A 23,175-nucleotide genomic window follows, 5' to 3' on the forward strand; every position below is an offset into this window, starting at 1 on the left:
CCCGGTGATCCACGGCCGACACAGCAATGCCCCCGCGCCAGACGGCTCGGGGGCATTGCTGTGTCAGGAGGGCCCGTTGTGAAGCTCAGTCCTCCCGGGAGATCCGGATCATGTCCTCGCGCTCGACGACCTTGACCCGTTCCCTGGCGCCGCCGTCGGGCAGCGGACCATAGGCCTCGCCCAGCGAGACCTCGTGGGCGTCGAGCTTCTGCCAGCCGTCCCAGGTGGTGTACTCCACGCCGCGGGATTCCAGCAGCTCGATCACCGCGTCCTCGGCGGGCTCCGGGGCCACCGGCAGGTGGTGCAGGTCCTCGAGCAGGCAGCCGATGGTCTCCAGGGCGTCGCCCTTGGTGTGCCCGATCAGCCCGACCGGTCCGCGCTTGATCCATCCGGTGGCGTAGATGCCGTTCACGTGGGCGCCGTCCTGCTCGGTGACCCGTCCGGCCTCGTTGACCAGCACGCCGCGCCGCTCGTCGAAGGGCAGCCCGGGGATCGCGGAGCCCAGGTAGCCCACCGCACGGTAGACGGCCTGGACGTCGAAGTCCTGGAACTCCCCGGTGCCGCGCACATTGCCGGTGCCATCGAGCTCCATGCGCTCGAAGCGGATGCCCGCGACGGCGCCGGTGCCCTGACCTGAGGCATCGGTGCCTTCCAGGATCTTCACCGGCTGCAGCAGGAAGTGCAGGTGAAGCTTGCGGGAGGCCTCGGCCTCGCGCTCCTCCTGCTCCACCAGCCAGTTGCCCAGGGTGTTGACCATCGTCTTGACCTGGTTGTTGGTCTTGATCGCCTCATCGGAGCCCTCGTCGAAGTCGAAGTCCTCCTCGTAGAGCACGATGTCGACGTCGCGGCTGTGCGAGAGCTCGCGCAGCTCCAGCGGGGTGAACTTCACCTGGGCGGGGCCGCGCCGCCCGAAGACGTGGACATCGGTGACCGGTGAGGCCTTGAGCCCGTTGTAGACGTTCTCCGGGATCTCGGTGGTGAGCATGTCCTCGGCGTGCTTGGAGAGCACCCGGGCCACGTCCAGGGCGACGTTGCCGTTGCCGATCACGGCCACGCGTTCCGCGGTGAGCGGCCAGTCGCGGGGGTAATCGGGGTGGCCGTCGTACCAGGAGACGAAGTCGGCGGCGCCGAAGCTGCCCTGCAGCTCGATGCCGGGGATGTCCAGCTCGGCGTCCTTGATCGCGCCGGTGGCGAAGATCACGGCGTCGTAGTGCCGACGCAGGTCCTCCAGAGTGAGGTCCTTGCCGATCTCGACGTTGCCGATCAGCCGGATGTCGCCGCGGTCCAACACCTTGTGCAGCGCCTTCACGATGCCCTTGATCCGCGGATGATCAGGGGCGACGCCGTAGCGGATCAGCCCGAACGGCGCGGGATACCGGTCGTAGAGGTCGATGCTGAACTCAAAGTCGCTCTTCTTCTGCGCCTTGGCCAGGATGTCGGAGGCATAGACGCCTGCGGGGCCGGCGCCGATGACGGCGATTCGGATCGCCCGGTCTGCTGGCCGCTGCGAGGAATTCTGGGACACGGATGGGTTCCTTCTGATTGATTAACTCAGCACAGTATGCCGTATTAGGGTGAACGTCGGGGGCGAATGACTCTGTTCCCGGTCTTCTAGACTGAGTCCATGCCTGATATGTTCCTCGACAAGTTCCGCTCCCTGGTGCCCGCCTATCTCGACGCCAAGTGGACCCCCGCCGAGGGGCTCACCGTCGAAGAGCTGCGCCAGATGATCGCCGATTCCGAGCTGCCCGACGATCTCAAGGCGCGACCCCGGCTCCCGCAGGTGCTCGAGGAGTTCTACCTGGCGCTGGGCCGCTGCGAGGAGATCATGGAGGCCTATCACTTCTTCTTCGACCCCGATGAGCTCGTCGTCGAGGACGGACACCTGCTCTTCCTCGAAGATGAGGAGGAGCGCTGGGCCTGGGGCGTCGACGTGGACACGCTGGATGTCCCGGATCCGCTGATCGTGCGGCGCAGCAGCAACTCCGGCATGTGGAACGACGAGGGCGCGACGGTCAGCGAGTTCATCTTCGACCTGCTGGAGTTCTCCTTCGAGGAGGAGGCGTGAGCGTCCCGGAGCTGGCGGACCTGTGGAGCTCTCACGCCCCGGCGGGGTACAGCTGCCCGTTCTGCGGGCTGGCCCGCGGCGAGGTGGAGGATCCCGCGAACCGCTGCGAGCTCAGCGACCTGGTCTATCGGGATGAGGACCTGATGGTCTTCATGGCCTGTGACGGGTTCGGTCCGCACGAGGGTCACGCGATGATCTCCCCGGTGCAGCACCGTGAGGCGCTCTACGACCTCGACGATGCGCTGCTGGGAAAGATCGCGATCATGTCCCGCGAGGTCTCCAAGGCGATGAAGCTCGCCTGGGAGCCGGAGGGCACCTCGGTGCGGCAGCACAACGAGCCGGCCGGGAACCAGCACGTGTGGCATTACCACCTGCATGTGTTCCCGCGCTATGCCGATGACATGCTCTACCGGCAGGTCCGGCACCCGGTCGAGGTCGCGGTGCGTGCAGAGAAGGCGTTGGAGCTGCGCGCGGCGCTGCTGCAGGTGCTGGCCGGCGGCAGCGCAGGCTCGGCGGGATCGAGCGGCTGAACTCAGCCCTCGCGCTCGACCACCGCATCGGCGAAAGCGATCAGCGCCGACTTCACGGTGGACTCCGGGAGCTCGGCGATCGCCTGCTTGGCCCGCTCGGCCCAGCTGTGCGCCACCTGCCAGGACTGCTCGGTCACCGGATGGGCGACGACGGCGGCCACCGCCTGCGCCAGCGCCGCGTCGGAGCTGAGGTCGGCGTCGAGCATGGCCAGCAGCGCGACCGCGTCCTGCTGGTCCTGCGGCGCGGAGGCGTCCTGGGCCTGCTGGCGCAGCAGCAGCAGCGGCAGCGTGGGCACGCCCTCGCGCAGATCGGTCCCCGGGGTCTTGCCGGAGGACTCGGCGTCGGCGGTGAGGTCGATGACGTCATCGGCGAGCTGGAAGGCCACGCCGACCGCTTCGCCGTACTCCTGGAGCATCCCGATGGTCTGCGCCGAGCAGCCCCCGAAGTGCGCGCCGAGCCGGGAGGCCGCCGCGACCAGCGAGCCGGTCTTGTCCCCGATCACGCGCAGGTAGTGGGCGTAGGCGTCCTCATCCTCCCGCGGGCCCACGGTCTCGTGCAGCTGCCCCATGACCAGGCGCTCGAAGGTCTGGGCCTGGATCTCTGAGGCCTCCACGCCGAGCTCCGACATCAGCCGTGAGGCTCGGGCGAGGATCAGGTCACCGGTGAGGATCGCGACCGAGTTGCCCCACACCTGGTGGGCGGCGGGCGCCCCGCGGCGCACCGGTGCGGAGTCCATGACGTCGTCGTGGTACAGCGTGGCCAGGTGGGTCATCTCCATCACCGCGGCCGCCCGGCGGACCCGGTCATCGATGCCGTTGCCGAGCATCGAGGTCAGCACCGTGAGCAGCGGGCGGACCCGCTTGCCGCCGGCCTGGGCGAGGTAGCGTGCGGAGGCGTTGACCAGCTCGTCGGCGCTGGCCAGGGAGCCGAGGAGCTCCTCCTCGACCTGGGTCAGGGCCTCGGCGACCTCGGTGGCGAGCGCCACGTCGTCGGCCAGCACGTCGAACCCGGCCGGAAGCTTCGCGGTCAGGGGATCAGCTGGGGATTCAGTCATCGGTGTCTAGCCTATCCAGGGTCAGGAGGCGGGGAGGGCGCTGGGCTTGGTGGCGTGATGAATCGCGACGATTCCCCCGCTGAGGTTCCGGTAGAGCACCGAGGCATATCCGGCCTCGGAGATCTCCGCGGCCAGGTGGTCCTGGTCGGGCCAGGCGCGGATGGACTCGGCCAGGTACACGTAGGCCTCGGGATTCGACGACACCGCCCGGGCGGCCGGCGGCAGCGCGCGCATCAGGTACTCGTTGTAGACGGTGTTGAACACCTTGTTCACCGGGTCGGAGAACTCCATCACGGCGAGCCGTCCACCCGGCGCGGTGACCCGGAGCATCTCGCGCAGCCCGGCCAGCGGGTCCACGATGTTACGCAGTCCGAAGGAGATCGTGACGGCGTCGAAGGTGTCATCGGCGAAGGGCAGGCTCATGGCGTCCCCGGCGATGAACGTCATATCCGGGCGGCGCTTCTTGCCCACCTGGAGCATGCCGGAGGAGAAGTCGCAGGCCACTGCCTGGGCACCGGCGTCGTGGAAGGGCTCGGTGGAGCTTCCCGTGCCCGCGGCGAGGTCTAAGACCCGCTCACCTGGGGCGACGTCGAGCGCGGCAACGAGCTGTCTGCGCCAGCGCCTGGTCTGGCCCAGCGAGAGCACGTCGTTGGTGAGGTCATAACGGTCGGCGACCTCGTCGAACATCGAGGCGACGTCCTCGGGCTTCTTCGCGAGGCTGGCGCGGCTTCCGGTGCTGGGGCGATTCACCTTGGCATTCTCCCACATGCGCGGATCGCCCCCGCCGCCATGTCCTAGACTTGTCCAGCCATGACAGCGCTGCCCGGATCCCTCGACGCCACCACGCTGGTGGTGGACCTTCCGGAGTCGACCACGCTGGCGGATCTGCTGCCGGACCTGGATCCCAGCGGCGTCTGGCTGCTGCGCGGCGAGGGACTGATCGGTCTGGGCACCGCCGCGCATGTCCGCACCCGGGGCGCCGAGCGCTTCGCGGAGCTGGCCGAGTGGCATGAGCAGCATCTGGCCCCGCTGGCCCGGTCCTCCCGGCTGCCGCAGGAGCTGCGCAGGATCCCCGGAGCCGGCCCGGTGGCGCTGACCTCGATCACCTACTCCTCGACCTCGGCCGCAGACTCGCACCTGATCCTGCCCGAGCTGACCCTGGGCGCCTTCGAGGGCACCGCGTGGATCACCGCGGTCTTCCGAGCCTCGGCACTGGATGAGCCCTTCGAGGCTGAGGACGACGACGCCGCGATGCTGCGTCGGGTCCAGGGTCTCCTGGCGAAACATTCGCTGCAGCTTCAGGGCCGCCGGCTGAGTCTGGCCCCTTCGCGGCGCGGGACGGCCGCGGGCCGGCCCAGCGACAGCGCAGCCACCTCGCTGATCCAGGGCACCCATTCGGAGCAGCACTATCTGCGCGCGGTGCGTGCCGGGGTCCACGCGATCGGGCACCGCCGGCTGGAGAAGCTGGTGCTGGCTCGCGACGTCGTCGTCGCCGCCGATGCCCCGCTGGCCCCCGGTCCGGTGCTGGCAGCGCTGGCCGCGGACTATGCCGACTGTTGGACCTATCTCGCCGGAGACGTGTTGGGGGCGACCCCGGAGATGCTGGTAAAGATCCGCGGCCGCGAGCTCTCCGCCCGGGTGCTGGCCGGCACCGTGGACGGTCGAGCCGGGTTGGAGCAGGCGCGGCAGATGCTGCTGGAGGACCCCAAGCAGCGCGACGAGCATCGGCTGGCGGCGCAGTCGCTGCTGGATCAGCTCGCGCCGGTGGCGCAGCACCTGCGGGCTCAGGATCCCCCGGCGGTCCTGCAGCTGCCCAACGTCTTCCACCTCTCCACCGACGTGACCGGCCAGCTCACCGCGCAGACCCCGGCGCTGCTGGTGGCTGAGCGGGCCCACCCCACCGCCGCGATCTGCGGCACCCCCACGGCCACTGCCGCCGAGCTGATCTCCACCCTCGAGGAGCTGGACCGCGGGGCGTTCTCGGGGCCGGTGGGCTGGATCGACGCGAACGGCGACGCCGACTTCGGCATCGCATTGCGCGGCGGGATCTTGGAGGAGCAGGGCACCGCGATCCGGCTCTTCGCGGGCTGCGGGATCGTGGCCGGGTCCGTGCCCGAGGAGGAGCTCGCCGAGACCTGGGCGAAGATGCGCCCGATGCTCGGCGCCCTCGGCGTTCGCCAGCCCTGACCCCGGGGCACCCGGTGGCAAGCGCCCTCAGCGCGCTTCGAGGATGGTCTTCAGATTGCCCAGGTTGCCGTTCGTCTCGCGTTGGTACATCAGGGCCACCAGAGGGTCGGCCAGCCTGCCGAAGAAGCCGCCCGTCGCCGAGGTGGACCCGTCGTAGTGGACCTCCGTCGAGTCGCCCACCGGTGTCAGCGAGTAGGTGATCTCAAAGGAGAACGGTGCCTCCACGGTGCGGAAGACGACCTTCTCCGGGCGCTTGACCTCGGTGACCTCCGTCTCCCACCTCAGCTTCTTTCCCGCCACCTTGACGGTGCCCCGTGAATGATCACCCACCGCAGGATCATCACCCCAATCCGCGGCGAACTCCTGGATCCCCGACTGCCAGATCTCCTGGGTCTGGGGGTTCACCATGTACGCGAACACCTCCTCCGGCGGGCGGTCGATGGTCACCTTCGCATGGAACTCCGGCATGACGTCCTCCTCGACGCAATCCTCTCCACCTCACCACAGCCACCGCATGGGCTGCCCGGTCTGTGCTCTGATTCCAGCCTGACCCGCTGGGCTTCCGCAGGCAAGGGTGAAGGCACCGCATTGAAGTGCCCGACACCGAGGTGGTGCACCTGGCGGCTCAGAGCTCGGCGGCGGCGGCGCGGAGCCTGGCGTGGAAGTCGCGCAGCACGCTGCGATCGGTGCGCACCTCGATGATCCGGATGCCGACCCGGTCCTCGAGTCCGGAGAGCCCCTCCCCGAGCGAGTCGAGGTCCTCGGCGAAGTGATAGTCGTGGCCATAGGCGTCGGCGAGCGCCTCGATGTCCACGGTCTGCGGCGTGCCGAAGAACCGCTCCACCGCCTCGGCCTGGCCCTCCCGACGCCCGACCGCGCCGTGCTCGAGCTGGTCGAAGATCGCCCCGCCGGAGTCGTTGACCACCACGATGTCCAGGTCAGGTTCGCGCTCGGTGGCCGGGATCAGCAGCGCGTTGATGTCGTGGAGGAAGGTCAGGTCCCCGACCAGCGCGGTCACCCGGGTGCTGCGGGCCAGCGCGATCCCGGAGGCGGCCGAGAGGTTGCCATCGATGCCGGCCAGGCCGCGCATCGCGTAGACCCGACGGGCGTCGTCGCGGGTGCCCAGCACCGTGCGGTTGAGCACTGCGGCGAGGTCCACGTCGCGGATCACCGAGGAGGATCCCAGCAGCAGCGGGGTCTTGACCGTCTCCGCCACGTACTGCGCCACCCGTACCGAGGAGAGCTCGCCCTGGGTCAGGGCCTCCTGCTCGGTGAGCGCGGCATCGATGAGCCGCTGCGCGGCGAGCCCGCGCTCGGTCCAGGAGTCCTGCCAGCCCGGAGGCGCCATCGCAGCAAACTGCGCCAGGGCGAGCAGATCGTGGAGCTTCCGGCGGGCGAGCCGGTGGTCGAACCAGGCCTCTCCGCCGGGGGCGTACTGGACCGCCTCGACGTCGTCCCGGTTGATCAGCTGCTGCACCGGCCGGGTCAGCGTGGGCCGGCCGGCGACGACGACGCGCTCGACGCTGCCGGCCAGAAGGCTGGCAGGGGAACCCTCCGGTGCCTGAAGGATCAGCCGGTATCCCTGGATGGTGCCCAGATCGCTCCAGCGCGCATCGCTGCTGGGCTCGGCGAGCAGCGGGTGTCCTAGCCGTCGCGCCAGCTCGCGGGCCTCGGCGGGAGCATCGGCGCCCATGACGAAGACGGTGCGTGCGGTGCCCAGCCCGGCCTCGAACCTTGCCGCGGCCTCTGCGGGAGACTCACCCGGAGACTCAGCGGTCGTCTCCGCCGAGGACTGCGCCACCTGCTCCGCCGAGGATTCCGCCACTGAGCCCGATTCGGAGCTCGCCTCGGAACCGGTCGGGGGCTCGGCAGGGGAACCGGTCAGGGACTCAGGGGGTTGCCCGGTGGAGGGTCCCTGCGCGGCGGAGGGTCCCTGCCCGGTGGAGGGTCCCTGCGCGGCGGGACTGCCCAGGATCTCGCTGCCGATGATCTCGGCGCGCAGCTGCTCGGCGGAGTCGGTGACTCGGCGACGCGGGGCGAAGGGGGTGCGGGCCCAGCGCTGGGCGCCGGCTCGCTGCCCCTGCTGCGGGGCGGCGGGGACCAGGGGGTCGCGGAAGCCGATGTTCAGGTGCACCGGTCCGGGGGTGGGCCCGGTCGCGACGCGCAGCAGCAGCCCCACCTGGGTCTCGGCGGCGAGCATGTCATCGCGCGACTCCGGCTCCAGCCGCGCCTCTCCCTGTTCCAGGTGGATCTCATCGCGCACCCGACCGGCGAACATCCCCTGCTGCCAGGTGGTCTGGTTCGCGCCGGTGCCGTGCATTTCCTCGGGCCGGTCCGCGGTGATCGCCACCAACGGGATCCCGGAGAGGTCGGCCTCCATCATCGCTGGAAGCAGGTTCCCCGCTGCGGTGCCGGAGGTGGTCACGACCCCGGCGGGGGACTTCGTGGCCATCGCGATCCCGAGCGCGGTGAACGCCGCGGAGCGCTCATCGATGCGCACATGCACGGTGATCGCGCCGAGCTCCTCGGCCTCACGCAGGGCATAGGCCATCGGCGCCGAGCGCGAGCCCGGGGCGAGCACGATATGCCGCATGGTCATGGTCAGCCCGCGGATCACGCGCCGCGCCAGCCGCAGGGACTCCACGTCATAGGCGTCGTCGAACTCACGGAACGGGCGCCTGGGTGTGGTCATGTCCCCAATCCTAGAAGCTCCGCGGCGAGCACCCGGTGGGCGGCGCGCAGTCGGGCGATCCACCACTGCTCACGCTCGGCGCTGACCCGGTGCCGCGCCAGCATCTCCGGCGAGGGCTCCACCGCACCGGGGACCGCCAGCACCCCGGCAGCCGGGATCAGCGGTGCCTCCAGGACGTCGTGTTCGAATAATGCGGCGGTGCCGAGCCCGCAGGCGTAGGGCAGCTCCGGCAGCCGTGCGGCCAGCGCGAGTCCGGCGGCCAGGCCCACCGAGGTGTCCAGCGCCGAGGAGACCACCGCATCGAGGCCTGCCTGCGCCACGATCTGCAGCGCGCGCTCCACCCCGCCGAGCGGGGGGACCTTGACCACGATCAGGTCTGCGGCGCCGAGCCTGGCCACCCGGAGCGGATCCTCGGCCTTGCGCACCGCCTCATCTGCCGCGATCCGCAGCGGCGATCCCGAAGAGCTGACGCCGGCGGCGGCGAGCGCCTCCCGCAGCTGCGCCAGCGACTCGACCCCGGCCACCGGCTGCTCGGCGTATTCGAAGTTCCCGCCGGAGACCTCGGCCAGGCGCTCCAGCGCGGGCACCGCTTCGGTGAGGCTCCAGCCGCCGTTGGCGTCGGCGCGCAGCCCGGCCTGGGGCACGAGTCGCCGGACTTCGCGGAACCGGGCGACGTCGTCCTCGAGGGTCTGCCCGGGCTCGGCGACCTTGATCTTGACCGCCGGGATGGAGTCCACCGCGCCGAATCGGGTCAGCACCGATTCCACCTGCTCCGGGGACACCGCCGGCATGGTGGCGTTGATCGGGATGTGCCGGCGCAGCGGCTCACCCCAGCCCTGCCAGCCCGCCTCGATGCCGGCGCGCAGCCACTGCGCGGACTCAGCCGCCTGGTACTCCGGGAACGGCGAGAACTCTCCCCATCCGGCAGGCCCGCGGAACAGCATCGCCTCGCGCCGGGTCTGTCCGCGGAAGCGGGTCCGCAGCGGCAGCGAGACCACGTGCGCCTGGACCAGGATCTCCTCCAGCTCGGGGAGCGGCCGGCTGAGGTTGCGGCCTGCGCGGCCCGCAGTGTGATCGTCCATGACGTTCAGTCTAGGCAGGGGTGGACCTGCGATACTGATGCACATGTCAGCTGCCCGCGCACTTCGTCCCCCGGCCCGGCGCACAGGCCTGTGGATCGTCGGAATCCTGCTCTGCTGCGCGGTCTTCATCGCGGTCTATGAGTACTTCGTCCGCTCCGACTCCGGACAGTGGGTGGAGTACGCGATGCTCGACGCCGCGGCGGAGCGGGTGAGCTCGCTCTCCGAGCGGGGCTTCGACCTCTGGTGGCTGAGCCCGGTGATCATCGCGCTGCCAGCGGTGATCTTCCTGGTGGTCGTGCTGGCCCGGCAGCGCTTCCTGGCCGCGCTGATCGCGGCAGGCACCGTGGTGGGAGCAAACCTCTCCACCCAGGTGCTCAAGACGCTCTGGCTCGAGCGTCCCGACCTCGACAACGGCGTCCCCTACTGGACCGGGAACTCGCTGCCTTCGGGACACACCACCCTGGCGGCCTCGATGGCGGTGGCGGTCTTCCTGGTCAGCTCCCCGCGGCAGCGTCCCTTCGTCGCGGTGCTCGCCGCGTTCTACGCCGGGCTCGTGGGGGCCTATACCTTCACCGAGGCCTGGCACCGCCCGGCGGACGTGATCGCGGCCTACCTTGTGGTCGCGGTGTGGGCCCTGATCGGCGGCTGGCTGGTGATGCGCACCGGCCCCGAGTGGAACACCGCGGTGGTGGACTACGAGCCCGAGACCGCGCCGTTGGCCGGCCTCGCCTGGTTCCTCGGGGTGACCCTGACCGTGCTGGCGGTGCTGTGCTTCCTCTTCTCCGGCGGCTGGAGCGGGATCGCGCTGGCCGGAGAGGAGCCCAGCCTCTGGCACTGGTTCGCCGGGCTGTTCTTCTCCCTCGGACCGGGCTTCCTGATGGCAGCCGCCGGGATCAACCTCTTCGGCGCCGAGACCGGCCGGCGCCAGCGCGGCGCGCCGGTTCCCTCCCCCAAGGGTGAGACGGTGCGCTACCCGATCCCGCCGGAGTTCAGCGAGCTCTACCGGGTCTGAGCCGCCCAGAGCTGCAGCGGCTCGAGCGCGCGCAGCTCAGCGGCCGCGCAGCCGGGTGATCAGCTCGCGGGACTCTCCGGGGCCATAGGGCACGATCGGGATCGCCTTGGTGGCGTCGTTGACCGACTCCCGGATGGCCTGGGAGGAGACGTTGCAGCCCTGCTGCATCCGTCGGCGCATCGAGGCGATGAACTCGGCGTCGACCTCGTGGCCGTGGCCGGGGACGAACCGGCTGTAGCTGCCGGCCATGGACCACAGCCGGCCGAGCGCGCGGACCCATTCCTTGGGGTAGGAGTCGTGGAACTCCGGGTCATCGCCCTCGCGGACCAGGTCACCGCAGAACATGACCCCGGTGGAGCCCTCGGCGCGGACACCGATCACCAGGTCGCCCTGGGTGTGGCCGCGACCGAGGTGCTCCAGGACCACCTCGACGCCGCCGCCCAGGGGCAGCGTCACCGGTTCCTCGGAGACCAGTTCCGTGGCGGTCTCCACACCGGCGTCGGCGTGGGCGAGTATCCGCCGCACGCCCTGGCCGCGCAGGAAATCGTTGGCCCCGACGTGGTCGGGGTGGCCGTGGGTGTTGACCACGATCAGTTCGGCGGAGCTGAGCTCACGCACCGCGGCCAGCAGGGCCGCGTGGTCGCCGTCGGTGGGCCCCGGGTCGATGAGGACGGCGGCGTCCTCCCCCAGGACCAGCCCGACGTTGAGCGGCGTGGGGCCGCCCCGTTCGGCGAGGAAGACGTGGTCCTCCAGGCCGCGGAAGTGCGCGGATTCGGGAGCGTGGTCCATCATGATCACCTTCTGTGAAACCGTAGTTGCCACCATTCTGCCTCACCATCCGCACACAGCCTGGGAGGATCCTTGGGGCGTCGTGGGCGGTAGAGTCTGGCCATTATGACTAGCGAAGATCTCCTCTCATCGATCAGCCTGATCGAGGATTCCGCATGGACGTGGCTCGGCATTCCCGTGATCGTCCTCGTGGGCCTCTACCTCGGCTTCCGCACCCGGCTGGTCCAGCTGCGGCATATCCCGGACATGTTCCGGGCCATCAAGGACAAGGCCACCAGCGATGCGAACGGTCGGACCCGCTCGCTCTCGGCGTTCCAGACCTTCACCATCACCGCCTCCGCCCGGGTGGGCACGGGCAACATCGCCGGAGTCGCCGGCGCGATCGCCATGGGTGGGCCCGGCGCGGTGTTCTGGATGTGGCTCATGGCGATCTTCACCTCCGCGGCCTCCTTCGTGGAGTCCACCCTGGCTCAGCTCTACAAGGTCCGCCGCTTCGACACCTTCAAGGGTGGGCCCGCGTATTACATCGAGCGTGGGCTGGGCACCCGGTCCGGGGGCATCGTCTTCGCGCTGATCTTCATCTTCTGCTTCGCGCTCTCCTTCACCTCGCTGCAGTCCAACACGATCGTCGACGCCGCCACCGGAGCGGCGACCGAGCTGGGCCTTCAGGACACCACCAGCATGGTCTGGATCCTCGCCGTGGTGCTCGCCGGACTCACCGGCGTCGTGGTGCTGGCCGGTCTGCGCCGGGTGGCGCAGGTGACCCAGCGGGTTGTCCCGGTCATGGCCATGGCCTATATCCTGCTGGGCCTGGTCGTGGTCGCATTGAACATCGAAGCGATACCGGCGGTGGTCGGGATGATCTTCGGCGAAGCCTTCAACTTCACCTCCGCCGCGGGCGGCGCCTTCGGCGCGATGATCATGGCCGGGGTCCAGCGCGGCATGTTCTCCAACGAGGCCGGCATGGGCTCGGTGCCCAATGTCGCGGCCACCGCGGACGTCTCCCACCCGGTCAAGCAGGGCCTGGTGCAGACTCTGGGCGTCTACCTGGACACCCTGATCATCTGCTCGGTCACGGCCTTCATCATTCTGGTGACCTTCCCGGATCAGGCGGTCCGGGCCGAGACCAACGTCGGCGGTGAGCTGACCCAGGCGGCGCTGACCACGAATTTCGGGGCCTTCGGTGCCCTCGCTCTGGCGGTGATCATCCTGCTGCTGGCCTTCACCTCGATCCTGGGCAACTACTCCTATGGCGAGATGAACGTGCTCTTCATCTCGAACTCCGAGACCAGCCGCAAGATCTACGCGGTGGCGCTCACCGGCGTCGTCTTCCTCGGCGCGATCATCCCGGTGGACCTGGCCTGGGCGATCGCGGGTGTGACGATGGTCATCATCGCGTTGTACAACCTGGTGGTGATCACCCTGCTGGGCGGTACCGCTGTGCGGCTGCTCAAGCACTACGAGGCACAGAAGCGGCAGGGGCTGGATCCGCTGTTCCTGGCCACTGACATGCCGGATCTGCGCAATATCGAGTGCTGGACCGAGGCGGATATGGCCGATCACCGACCGGCCTCCGCGCTCGGAACCCCGCAGGAGGCGGAGCCGGAGCACACGCACACCCACCGCTGAGCCGTGCGGCAGAATGGCCGCATGCCCCAGCACCAGAGAAACCCGGCCTTCCACCTTGAGCGGTGGGTGGCCGGGTTTCTGCTGTGTGTGGCGCTCTTCGGGGTGCTCTACCTGGGCGCGGTCCGCACCGGGCCGGGTCAGCTGCTGGACCAGATGATGCAGCGCACCGCCGCAGGCACCTGGAATCCGCTGCCTGAGCTGAACGCGCACAGAACCTGGGCCACCGTGTGGATCCTGCTGCCCCCGGCGCTGGCCTGCCTGGCGCTGGGACATCAGCGCGGACCCCACCAGCGCTGGCTGGTCCTGCTCTGCGGGGCCGCTGTGGCGCTGGGGTCCAACATCACCACGCAGCTGATCAAGCTGGTCTGGTCCTCACGCCCTGCGCTGGTGGGTCTGAGCGGGGATTGGCCGATGAACTCGCTGCCCAGCGGTCACACGACCATGGCCGCCGGTGCCGCAGCGGCGGCGTTCCTGATCTGCCGGCCCCGGGACCGCGCCTTCTGGGGCGTCCTGGCCGCAATCTGGGCGGCCGGATGGGGCGGCTACATCTTCATCGAGGGCTGGCACCTGCCCAGCGACATGTTGGCGGCCTATCTGGTGGTGGCGGCGTGGACCCTGCTCGGCGGCGCCGTGGTGCACCACGTCGAAGCCGGCGACCCGCAGCTCGCGCCGCTGCCCGCCGAACCTGGAATCCCGGGAGGCCGGCAGGCGGGACTGTGCCTGACGCTCGGGGTGATCGGCACGGCGCTCGGGCTTGCCGCGCTGCTGGGACCGGTGGCGCGCCACGGCCTGGCAGGGGCCACGGCCTCACCCAGCCCGTGGTTGTTCATGGCGGGGGCCGCGTTGTCCTGCGCCCCGGCGTTCCTGCTCAGCGCGGTCCTGATCCCGCTGTTCTCCAGCGAGACCCGGCACCTGACCCGCACCTCTCGCACACGCTGAGCCGCGCGCCCCGAGCTGCCTGCCGCGCGCCCTGCCCTGACGCTGAGCCGTGCGCCCTGAGCTGCATGCCCCGCACGCAGAGCCGCCCGGTCCACAAGAAGTGGACCGGGCGGGAGACCGCGGGGCGCAGCGCCCCGTGAGCAGGGGTTCTGCGTGACCCGGAGCGGGTCAGCGGGGGCGGTACTGGTTCATGATCGGGCAGTCCATCGGGTCGGCGTAGCCCAGGCCCACCCGGTTCAGGTAGGTGATGACCATGCCGTAGGACTGGACCAGGCCGGTGGCGGTGTAGCTGATGCCCTTCTCGGCGCAGAACTCCTCGACGATCGGCTTGACCTTGTGCAGGTTGGGGCTGGGCATCCGCGGGAAGAGGTGATGCTCGACCTGCAGGTTCAGTCCACCCATGGCCACGTCCATGGCCCGTCCGCCCTTGATGTTGCGCGAGGTCAGCACCTGGCGGCGCAGGAAGTCCATGTCGGAGTCCTTGGGGATGATCGGCATGCCCTTGTGGTTGGGGGCGAAGCTGCCACCCATGTAGACGCCGAAGACCACGAGCTGCACCGCGAGGAAGCCCAGCGCCAGGCCCGGGCTCATGGCCAGGAAGATCAGCACCGGGAAGCCGATCAGGCGCACGGCCAGCATGGCCAGCTCGGTCTTGCGGCGCTTGAGCTTCTTGGCGGTGAAGACGGTCTTGAGCGCGTTGTAGTGCAGCGCGATCGCGAAGAGGGTCAGCAGCGGGAAGAACATCCAGCCCTGCCGGCGGGCCAGCCAGCCCATGAAGCCGGTGCGCTGTGCGGCGTCCTCGGCGACGAAGACCAGGGCGCCGGGGGCGATGTCGCCGTCCTTGCCGATGGTGTTGGGGTTGGCGTGGTGCTTGCCGTGCTTCTTGGTCCACCACGCGTAGGAGAGACCGACGATGAGGTTGCCGGTGACCCGGCCGAACCATTCGTTGCGCTTGCCGGTGCGGAACACCTGCTGGTGGGCGCCGTCGTGGGAGAGGAAGGCGACCTGGGTGAACAGGATCCCGAAGAGCGCGGCGAGGCCCAGCTGCCAGAGGCTGTCACCGAGGGTGAACATCGCCACGAAGGCGCCGGCGAAGGCCAGGCTCAGCACGATCACCCGGAGCACGTAGCTGGAGGCGCCGCGGTCCATCAGTCCCTCGTCCTTGACCCGCTGGGCGAGCTCGAAGAATTCGTTGACCTGTTTGTTACCGGCTGGGCGCACTCGCTCGGCGCGGCCCGGGGCGGCCTCCGACCGTGTCTCAGTGATTGTCATGGTTCCACGTTATCGAGCTGAGATCTGCGCCGCGTCACCCGGCGGAGCCAACCTGACCCCCTACCCGGGTAGGGGGTGGGCCGGGTTCACAAGGGGAAGGAGGCACGGATGAAGTACCCGCCGTCCGGGGTCTCTCCGGTCTCCACTGTCCCGCCGACGGCGCTGACCCGCTCCCGGATGCCCTCCAGTCCCAGCCCGGCGCCCGGGGCGGGCACCGAGACCGGGTGCGGCGGGGCGGTGTTGCGCACCTGTATCAGCAGGTGTTCGGTGTCTGCGGAGCTCGAATCCCCAGGCCGTTCCCCGAGCAGCTCGGCGCTGACCTCGATCGTGGAGGAGGGCGCATGGCGCAGCGCGTTGCTCAGTCCCTCCTGGACCATCCGGTAGGCGGCGAGGCCCACAGCCGAGGACGCCTCGACGACGTCGAGCCCGGTGACCCGGATCGGGGTGCCCGAGGCGCGGGTGGCTTCGACCAGGGAGTAGATCTCGGCGAGGCCCGGGGTCGGTCCGGTGGGGGGCTCCTCCTCGCTGCGCAGGGTGCCCAGCAGCATCCGCATCTCCCCCAGGGCCTGCCGGGAGGATCGGGCGATCTCTTCGAACTCCTGCTGCGCCTCGGGCGTGATCGAGCTGAGCCGGTAGCGGGCGGTGGCGGCCTGCACGCTGATCACCGACATGGAGTGGGCGACCACGTCGTGGAGCTCGCGGGCGATCCGGTTGCGCTCCTCCAGCTCCCGACGACGTCGGCTCTGCTGCGCGCTGGTGCGTTCGGAGACCTCGAGCCGGTCGGCGTCGCGGATCCACTGCCGGGTCAGGCTTCCGAGCACGGCGACGCCGACCCCGACCGAGGCGAACACGATGCCGGTGCTCACCGCGCCGTCGGGCAGCTGCGGAGCCGCCATGACGATGGCCGCGAAGGTCAGCAGCGCACTGGCGGCCCAGCCGCTGGCCGCGCAGTACCAGGGCTCACGCAGCGCCGCGACCAGGATGACCCCGCACTGGATCAGCATGGCGGTCACCGGCCAGGGCCAGATCCCGACCCCGGCCTCCGCGGTGGCCCCCATCAGCCCGGCCGAGACAAGCACCGAGGCGCCGATGCCGACCCAGGGGAGCTTCAGCGTGAGCACCAGGCTCAGACAGTGCGCGAGGGTCAGCACCAGGCCCAGGGCCGGGTGGATCCCGTAGACCGTGGTGGTCAGCGGCCAGGACACCGCGAAGAGCACCACCGCGGCGAAGCTGATCCCGATCCAGGACCAGGCGGCGGAGCTGAAGGAGGCCGCGGAGTCCTCGCCCTGGGCCCCCTGCCTTCCGCCGGCGACCCGGGAGAGCGTGCGCTCCAGCGGATGCGCCTGGGGGTGCTCCAGCGGGATCAGCCGACCCCGGCCGCCGGCGCCGAGCAGGCTCGTGGCCAGCAGCGCGTCCAGCGCGGCCAGACCCCGCATCACGGCAGGCAGGGTGACCAGGAAGACCACGCCGAGGAGGAAGAACACCCCGGAGTCCAGCACGTACTGCCAGAAGCCGCTGGCCGGCACCAGCGCCGGCGCGGCGAGCTCCAGGAGACGGATCAGGCCGCGTTCACCGGGGATGAATCGGGACCAGAAGAAGTAGGTGAGACCGACCGGGCCCATCGCGATCCACAGGACCGCAACCACGAAGGTCACCAGCCGCACCGGCAGCGCGAGGATCATCTCGAAGATCAGGTCCAGCCAGCGGCGCGGGTCCGCCACCGGTCGGAGCCGACCGGCCAGACCTGGGTCCCGGGGGCGGTAGCCGACCGGATCGAGCAGCGCGCCCCAGATGCGCAGCCGACGCCGGGAGAGCTCGGCGAACTCCGAGGCGGTGACCAGGGTCAGCGGCAGCACCAGGGCCCCCACCCACAGCGGCGCGGTCGCGATGGAGACCACCAGCAGGCTCAGAAGCAGGCTGGCCCCGAAGAGCGCGATCGGCAGCCCCGGGAGCACGTAGGCGCTGTCGCGCACGAGCCGTCGGGTCAGGGATTCAGGGCGAGGGCTGTGCACGTGGGGGGTCCTGGGCTGCAAGGGCATGGTGATCTCATCACACCATAGGCATCGGCGAGCGCGGTACCGAGGTAGCGTTGAATCATGCCCACCGCCGACTCCGCCGACCCCTCGGCCCCGCACTCCCCTGCCTCGATCCGAGTGCTCATCGTCGATGACCAGTCGATGATCCGCGCAGGCTTCGCCGCCCTGCTCGACGCCCAGGTGGACATCACGGTGACCGGCACCGCGGCCGACGGCGAGGGCATCGAGGAGGTGGTGCGCAACACCACCCCCGACGTCGTGCTGATGGACATCCGGATGCCCAAGGTCAACGGCCTGGAGGCCACTCGGCAGATCCTCAGCATGGACGGGACCCCGCCGCGAATCCTGATGCTGACCACCTTCGACGCCGACGAGTACGTCTTCGACGCGCTGCGCGCAGGGGCCAGCGGCTTCCTGCTCAAGGACGCCACCCCCGAGGAGCTGGTCCAGGCGGTCCGGGTCGTGGCCGAGGGCGATGCGCTGCTCTCGCCGAAGATCACCCGCACCCTGATCGCCGACTACGCGGCCCGTCCGACGGCGACCCCGGCACCCTCGCGTCCGCTGGGGGAACTCACCGAGCGGGAGCAGGAGGTGATGACCGCCGTCGCCCGGGGACGATCGAACGCGGAGATCGCAGCCGACCTGTTCCTGGCCGAGCAGACCGTGAAGACCCACGTGTCACGGATCCTGACCAAGCTGGCGCTGCGGGACCGGACCCAGATGGTGGTCTACGCCTATGAATGCGGGCTGGTGCGCGCCGGGGAGTGAGCCCGGGGCCCGCTGTGCGGCGTGAGCCGGGCTCCGGCAGTATGGCGGCGTGGGCCGGGCTCCGGCAGTCTGGCGGCGTGGGCCGGGCTCCGGCAGTCTGGTTGAATGGCGGCATGTCTGAAACCACCGCCCCGCAGGCCAAGAAGATCCCCACCGAACGCACCCACCACGGGGACACCTTCGTGGATCACTACGAATGGCTGCGGGAGAAGGACTCCCCCGAGGTCCTGGCGCATCTGCACGCCGAGAACGCCTACGCCGAGGCGGTGACCGCGGCGCAGAAGCCGCTGCGCGAGACCATCTTCGCCGAGATCAAGCACCGCACCGTGGAGACCGACCTCTCGGTGCCCACCCGCCGGGGCGACTGGTGGTACTTCACCCGCACCATCGAGGGTGAGCAGCACCCGGTGTACTGCCGGGTCCCCGCCTCCCCCGCTGGGGCCTGGACCCCGCCGCAGGTGGAGGCCGGCGTCGCCCTGGAGGGTGAGCAGACCTTCTTCGACACCAACGCCGAGGCCGCGAAGCACCCGTTCTACCAGCTCGGCGGTATGTCGCTGAACGCTGAGGGGACCCTGCTGGCCTACTCCGAGGACACCTCCGGGGACGAGCACTACACCGTGCGCTTCCGCGACCTGAGGACCGGGGAGAACCATCCCGAGCAGATCAGCAACGTCCACGGCGGACCCGTGCTGGAGCCCACCGGGACCCGCGCCTACTACATGGTGGCCGATGCGGCCTGGCGGCCCTACCGGCTCTTCATGCACACCCTGGGCACCGCGGCCGAGCAGGACCGGCTGATCCTGGAGATCAGCGACGAACAGCTCTGGACCGGCGTCGGCCTCTCCGCGGACAAGCGCGAACTGGTGATCATCTCCGGAAACTCCGAGTACGACGAGTCTCGGCTGCTGGATGTCACCGACCCACAGGCGGAGCCGGTGCTCCTGATCGGCGCCGAGCGGCGCCTGCTGCACAGCATCGACCCGATCGAGGTCGACGGCGAGCGGCTGCTGCTGATCACGCACAACCAGTCCGGGCCGAACAACGCCCTGTCGGTGACCACCGCCGCGGCGCTGACTGCCCAGGACCCGCGCGGTGACCACGCTCTGGACCTGGGCAAGCCGGTGCTGCCGCACGAGGAGACGGTCAAGCTCGAAGGCGTGAGCGTCACCGCCGCGCAGATCATCGTCGCCGCCCGGCGCGAGACCATCGAGTCCATCCAGCTGCTGTCCCTGGAGGCGCTGCGTGCGGCGCTCGCCGGGGCCGAACCGGTGCTCACCTCCTCGCTGCCCGGCCCGGCCTTCGAGGAAGAGCTCTACACCTGCGCGGTGATCGCCGCGGAGTATGAGGCGCCGCTGTTCCGGGTGGCCTATGAGTCCTGGCTGACCCCGACCCGGATCTACGACATCGACCATGCCACCGCGGAGCCGGTGCTGCGCCGGGAGACCCCGGTCAACGATGTGGACCTCGACGCCTACCGCGCCACCCGGATCTGGGCCCCCAGCGGGGACACCCGCGCGGACGGCACGGCGATCGAGATCCCGGTCACGGTGCTGCACCACCGGGACGTCTCCGCCGACGGCACGAACCCCGCGCTGGTCTATGGCTACGGCTCCTACGAGATGAGCATGGATCCCGCCTTCGGGATCCCGCGGCTCTCGCTGCTGGATCGCGGGATCGTCTTCGCGATCGCGCACGTCCGCGGCGGCGGCGAGCTCGGGCGCGGCTGGTACGAGGACGGGAAGAAGCTCAAGAAGATGAACACCTTCACCGACTTCATCGCCGCCACCGATCACCTGATCAGCACCGGATGGGCGGATCCAGCGCGGGTCGCGGCGCTCGGCGGCTCCGCGGGCGGGCTGCTGATGGGCGCGGTGGCCAACCTCGCGCCAGAGAAGTACGTCGCGATCCTGGCCCAGGTGCCCTTCGTGGACAACCTGACCACCATCCTGGACCCGGAGCTGCCGCTCTCGGCGCTGGAGTGGGAGGAGTGGGGCAACCCGATCACCGACCCCGAGGTCTACCGCTATATGAAGTCCTACGCGCCGTATGAGAATGTGCGCGAGGTCGCCTACCCTGCGATCGCGGCGGTGACCAGCCTCAACGACACCCGGGTGCTCTACGTGGAGCCCGCGAAATGGGTGCAGGTGCTGCGCGAGGCCCAGCGCGGCGAGGCCCCGGTGGTGATGAAGATCGAGATGGACGGCGGCCACGGCGGTGCCTCGGGTCGGTATGAGACCTGGAAGGAACGCGCCTGGGACTACGCGTTCATCGCCCACCACCTCGGCGCAGTTCAGGATCTCAGCGCCGGTCAGAGTCTCAGCGACGGTCAGGATCTCAGCGCCGGTCAGAGCCTCAGCAAGAGCGAGGCGCGTCGATGAGCACAGCCGACGCGCCGGACTCGCGCGGCTCCAGCCAGCCCTCGGTCCCCGAGGTCGATCCGGCCTTCGCCTGGGTGAGCGACCCGGAGCTCGTGGCGATCTATGACGTGGAGAACTCCGGCGGCTGGGACCACGAGTTCTATCTCGAGCTGGCCCAGGAGCTCGGCGCCGAGCATGTGGCCGACATCGGCTGCGGCACCGGGGTCTTCGGAATCCTGCTGGCCGAGCACGGCATCGAGGTCACCGGGGTGGACCCCTCGGCGGCGATGATCGACGTCGCCCGCTCCCGCAGCGGCGCCGGTTCCGGCTCCGGTGCCGCCGCAACGCTGAACCCGCCCCCGCGCTGGATCCACGGCTTCGCCGATCAGCTGCCCTCGCAGTCGGCGGACATGGCCGTGATGGAGGGCCATGTGGCGCAGTACTTCCTCACCCGCACGGACTGGGAAGCCGTGCTGGGCCATGCCTTCCGGGCGCTGAAACCCGGCGGCCATCTGGCCTTCGAGGCACGCAATCCGGCGGCGCTGGAGCTCGACGCCTGGGATCCGGAGTCCACGCGGGAGACCCAGCCGCACCCCGATGGTGGCGAGTTCACCTCCTGGATGGAGATCGTGCGGGTCACCGAAGACCCTGCCGAGGGGGCGCTGATCACCGCCCGGGCGCACAACATCCTGCCGGATTCCCGCGAGATCATTGCCGAGGAGACGCTGCGCTACCGGCCGCTTCCGGTGCTGCGCGAGACGCTGAGCGCCGCCGGGTTCCGCGAGGTGCAGATCTGGGGCGACTGGGACCGCGAGAAGCTCACCGAGGACTCCCCCGAGATGATCTTGCTGGCCCAGAAGCCCCGCTGAGGTCCGCGGCGAGAGCTGATCAACGACGCAGCGACCGGGCGGACTGCCCATGCGGGGCGGTGCGGGCGAGCGGCTCGCCGTCGAGGCTGAGCACGAAGCCTGATTCTGCCTCGGTCTCGCCCGGGAGCTGCTCGGCGATGCCTTCGACAACCCGCAGCCCTTCGTTGCTGACCCAGCGGGCGCCGGCGGCTTCCACCTGGCGGCGGAACCGCAGCCGGTCGGACCGGCTCAGGTAGGCCAGCACCGCGGTGTGGAAGACCACCGGGGTCATGGAGTCCGGCACCTGGGCAAGAACCTCCGCGAGTCGGTCATTGAGGTCCCCGGTGTGCAGCGCCGGCGGGTCTGCTGCCACCAGAGCCGCCCCCGCAGAGATCCGAGGGATCCGGTGTTCCATGCCGGGCCAGATCAGCATCTGGAGCCAGCGGAGGTCTTCCTCGAGCGTGACATCCAGCGGGTTCAGATCGATCCCCGCCCGGTGACCCACCAGTGGAAGCGCCTGTGGGGCCGGCAGCCCGTGGAGTTCGCAGGACAGCTCCACGGTGCTGCACAGCTCACCCTCCGCCGGACTCAGCAGCACCTCCGCCGCGGCCTCGCCGCGGTAGCGCACCGGCCAGGCGTCGGGGTAGAGGCAGAGCCCAGCAGAGGCGCCGACCTCGATCAGCGCCAGCGGGGCCTTCTCCTGCGCCTGGATCTGCGCGAAGGCCAGATTCAGCGTCGCGATCCGTCCGGGTTCATTGGTCTGGGTGGCGCGTCCACGGATGGTGGCCTCGATCTGTGACCAGCGCGCGCCGATCAGGGCGGCCGCCTCGGACCACGTCACGGCGTCGACGCCGTGCAGCCGGGCCGCGGCGAAGAGCAGGTTGGCCTGCCGCTTGGCGGGTGGAAGCTGGGCCAGCCGCGAGAGCATCGCCCTGTCCTGCGCCACCCCGTGGGCCCACTCGGCGTAGCGGGGAGAGACCCCCGCCGCCTCCACCTGGGCGAAATGCAGGTAGTAGGTCGCAAGCTCCTCGATGGCAGCCTCATCCTGGGCGTCGAGCCCCGGAAGTTCACGCATCTTCTGGCCTTTCGGTCGAGAACTCGGCGCCTCGGCGCCTCATCGGCTGCTCAGCTCCTCAGCTCCTCAGCTCGGCCGCTCAGCCGACCGGCCAGCGTTCCTGCCGGTACGCCGAGTCCCAGAACATCCATTCGTACTGACTGGCCCGGCGGTAGGCGGCGTGCATCGCGGCTCGGGTCTGCTCGCTGGCCGTGGCGGCCAGCTCGTCGACCACCCGTTTCGCCGTCTCGGTGAGCTCGTGGAACTCCGGGTCTCCGTAGGCGCTGATCCAGTCCGCGTAGGGGTGCCCCTCGAGGGACTCGACCCGGGCCTTGAGCCGGGTGCCGACGTCGTCGTAGATCCAGAAGCAGGGCAGCACCGAGGCCGCGAGCACCGGCAGCGAGCCGGCCGAGACCAGCGCGAGCTCGTAGGAGGTGTAGGCCACGGTGGTCGGTGAGGGGTCCACCGCGGAGAAGTCCACCACATGGGTCGCATGCAGCGCGCGCTCCTCCTCGATCGCACCGGCCGCGGCCCGGGACCAGAACATGATGTGCTCCGGATCGGTGGACTGCGCGGCGCAGGCGGCGAGCGCCCGGGCGTACTCGGTGAGGTACAGCGCGTCCTGGCCCATGTAGTTCTCGAAGACCGCCCGTGGCAGCGACCCCGCCTCGAGCTGTTCCAGGAACGGCAGGGTCTCGATCTGCGCACGGATTCCCTCCGTGCTCGCCCAGGCTTCCTCGGTGAATCGTCTCGCGCTCATGCTCTGCCTCTCCAGCGCCGCCTGATCAGCGGCTTTGACGGTTATCCAGATCTGCCCTCGCTCAGAGACATCCTAGAGCGTCAGCACCTGAGTCGAC

At 69.9% G+C, this 23,175-nt stretch carries 20 protein-coding genes; 9 read left to right on the forward strand and 11 right to left on the reverse strand.

The annotated features are described in order from the left end of the window. Positions 1–85 precede the first annotated feature (85 nt). A complete protein-coding gene (locus tag I2487_RS01055; RefSeq protein WP_207169934.1) occupies positions 86–1,525 on the reverse strand; it encodes an FAD-dependent oxidoreductase in 1,440 nt (479 codons plus the stop codon). A 99-nt stretch (positions 1,526–1,624) separates the two neighbouring features. On the opposite strand from I2487_RS01055, the gene I2487_RS01060 reads away from it, so the two are divergent. Together I2487_RS01060 and I2487_RS01065 are read left to right on the forward strand one after the other, a co-directional pair. Then, a complete protein-coding gene (locus I2487_RS01060) occupies positions 1,625–2,068 on the forward strand; it encodes a hypothetical protein (protein ID WP_207169935.1) in 444 nt (147 codons plus the stop codon). Next, complete coding sequence (locus I2487_RS01065) at positions 2,065–2,598, forward strand: HIT domain-containing protein (RefSeq protein ID WP_207169936.1); 534 nt, start codon at positions 2,065–2,067, stop codon at positions 2,596–2,598. The genes I2487_RS01060 and I2487_RS01065 overlap by 4 nt, the downstream gene beginning before the upstream one ends. Positions 2,599–2,600: 2 nt before the next feature. On the opposite strand, the gene I2487_RS01070 is transcribed toward I2487_RS01065, so the two are convergent. Both I2487_RS01070 and I2487_RS01075 read right to left on the reverse strand, forming a co-directional pair. Further along, positions 2,601–3,653 (reverse strand): polyprenyl synthetase family protein, encoded by a 1,053-nt coding sequence (locus tag I2487_RS01070; RefSeq protein ID WP_207169937.1) that lies wholly within the window; start codon positions 3,651–3,653, stop codon positions 2,601–2,603. A gap of 21 nt (positions 3,654–3,674) precedes the next feature. Further along, on the reverse strand, positions 3,675–4,403 hold the full coding sequence (locus tag I2487_RS01075; RefSeq protein WP_345941290.1) for a demethylmenaquinone methyltransferase: 729 nt from the start codon (positions 4,401–4,403) through the stop codon (positions 3,675–3,677). Positions 4,404–4,463: 60 nt separating this feature from the next. Here I2487_RS01075 and I2487_RS01080 point away from each other — a divergent pair, with 60 nt between their 5' ends. Beyond that, positions 4,464–5,840 (forward strand): isochorismate synthase, encoded by a 1,377-nt coding sequence (locus tag I2487_RS01080; protein ID WP_207169939.1) that lies wholly within the window; start codon positions 4,464–4,466, stop codon positions 5,838–5,840. A gap of 27 nt (positions 5,841–5,867) precedes the next feature. On the opposite strand, the gene I2487_RS01085 is transcribed toward I2487_RS01080, so the two are convergent. The 3 genes from I2487_RS01085 to I2487_RS01095 form a co-directional block, all read right to left on the reverse strand. Further along, a complete protein-coding gene (locus tag I2487_RS01085) occupies positions 5,868–6,308 on the reverse strand; it encodes an SRPBCC family protein (protein WP_207169940.1) in 441 nt (146 codons plus the stop codon). 157 nt (positions 6,309–6,465) lie between these two features. After that, positions 6,466–8,532 carry a 2-succinyl-5-enolpyruvyl-6-hydroxy-3-cyclohexene-1-carboxylate synthase gene (menD, locus tag I2487_RS01090; protein WP_207169941.1) on the reverse strand — a complete coding sequence of 689 codons (2,067 nt, stop codon included), beginning with the start codon at positions 8,530–8,532 and terminating at the stop codon, positions 6,466–6,468. After that, the gene (locus I2487_RS01095; RefSeq protein WP_255545817.1) at positions 8,529–9,614 is read right to left on the reverse strand and encodes an o-succinylbenzoate synthase; all 1,086 of its coding nucleotides are present in this window, start codon (positions 9,612–9,614) and stop codon (positions 8,529–8,531) included. The genes menD and I2487_RS01095 overlap by 4 nt, the downstream gene beginning before the upstream one ends. 43 nt (positions 9,615–9,657) lie before the next feature. Here I2487_RS01095 and I2487_RS01100 point away from each other — a divergent pair, with 43 nt between their 5' ends. Next, positions 9,658–10,626 (forward strand): phosphatase PAP2 family protein, encoded by a 969-nt coding sequence (locus tag I2487_RS01100; protein WP_207169943.1) that lies wholly within the window; start codon positions 9,658–9,660, stop codon positions 10,624–10,626. Positions 10,627–10,662: 36 nt separating this feature from the next. Here I2487_RS01100 and I2487_RS01105 read toward each other — a convergent pair whose 3' ends face one another. Beyond that, complete coding sequence (locus I2487_RS01105) at positions 10,663–11,418, reverse strand: MBL fold metallo-hydrolase (RefSeq protein WP_207169944.1); 756 nt, start codon at positions 11,416–11,418, stop codon at positions 10,663–10,665. Between the two features lie 102 nt (positions 11,419–11,520). Here I2487_RS01105 and I2487_RS01110 point away from each other — a divergent pair, with 102 nt between their 5' ends. Beyond that, a complete protein-coding gene (locus I2487_RS01110) occupies positions 11,521–13,044 on the forward strand; it encodes an alanine/glycine:cation symporter family protein (protein ID WP_207169945.1) in 1,524 nt (507 codons plus the stop codon). Between the two features lie 21 nt (positions 13,045–13,065). Then, a complete protein-coding gene (locus I2487_RS01115) occupies positions 13,066–13,983 on the forward strand; it encodes a phosphatase PAP2 family protein (RefSeq protein WP_207169946.1) in 918 nt (305 codons plus the stop codon). Positions 13,984–14,151: 168 nt separating this feature from the next. Here the strand turns inward: I2487_RS01115 and I2487_RS01120 are convergent, their stop codons facing one another. Together I2487_RS01120 and I2487_RS01125 are read right to left on the reverse strand one after the other, a co-directional pair. Next, positions 14,152–15,255 carry a fatty acid desaturase family protein gene (locus tag I2487_RS01120; protein ID WP_207169947.1) on the reverse strand — a complete coding sequence of 368 codons (1,104 nt, stop codon included), beginning with the start codon at positions 15,253–15,255 and terminating at the stop codon, positions 14,152–14,154. Between the two features lie 86 nt (positions 15,256–15,341). Beyond that, entirely contained in the window at positions 15,342–17,267 is a 1,926-nt protein-coding gene (locus tag I2487_RS01125; protein WP_207169948.1) for a sensor domain-containing protein, read from the reverse strand. An 84-nt stretch (positions 17,268–17,351) separates the two neighbouring features. Between I2487_RS01125 and I2487_RS01130 the strand changes: the two genes are divergently transcribed. From I2487_RS01130 to I2487_RS01140, 3 genes are all read left to right on the forward strand, one after another. Continuing rightward, on the forward strand, positions 17,352–18,059 hold the full coding sequence (locus I2487_RS01130; RefSeq protein WP_207169949.1) for a response regulator: 708 nt from the start codon (positions 17,352–17,354) through the stop codon (positions 18,057–18,059). A 113-nt stretch (positions 18,060–18,172) separates the two neighbouring features. Then, positions 18,173–20,437: a S9 family peptidase gene (locus I2487_RS01135; protein ID WP_207169950.1), complete on the forward strand. Its 2,265-nt coding sequence runs from the start codon at positions 18,173–18,175 to the stop codon at positions 20,435–20,437. After that, the gene (locus tag I2487_RS01140) at positions 20,434–21,285 is read left to right on the forward strand and encodes a class I SAM-dependent methyltransferase (RefSeq protein WP_207169951.1); all 852 of its coding nucleotides are present in this window, start codon (positions 20,434–20,436) and stop codon (positions 21,283–21,285) included. The genes I2487_RS01135 and I2487_RS01140 overlap by 4 nt, the downstream gene beginning before the upstream one ends. A 19-nt stretch (positions 21,286–21,304) precedes the next feature. Here I2487_RS01140 and I2487_RS01145 read toward each other — a convergent pair whose 3' ends face one another. After that, positions 21,305–22,339 carry a DUF2332 domain-containing protein gene (locus I2487_RS01145; RefSeq protein WP_207169952.1) on the reverse strand — a complete coding sequence of 345 codons (1,035 nt, stop codon included), beginning with the start codon at positions 22,337–22,339 and terminating at the stop codon, positions 21,305–21,307. Positions 22,340–22,418: 79 nt separating this feature from the next. Next, positions 22,419–23,078 (reverse strand): TenA family protein, encoded by a 660-nt coding sequence (locus I2487_RS01150; protein ID WP_207169953.1) that lies wholly within the window; start codon positions 23,076–23,078, stop codon positions 22,419–22,421. Between the last annotated feature and the right edge of the window lie 97 nt (positions 23,079–23,175).

It is taken from the genome of Nesterenkonia sp. E16_10, from assembly GCF_017347085.1.
Classification (GTDB): domain Bacteria; phylum Actinomycetota; class Actinomycetes; order Actinomycetales; family Micrococcaceae; genus Nesterenkonia.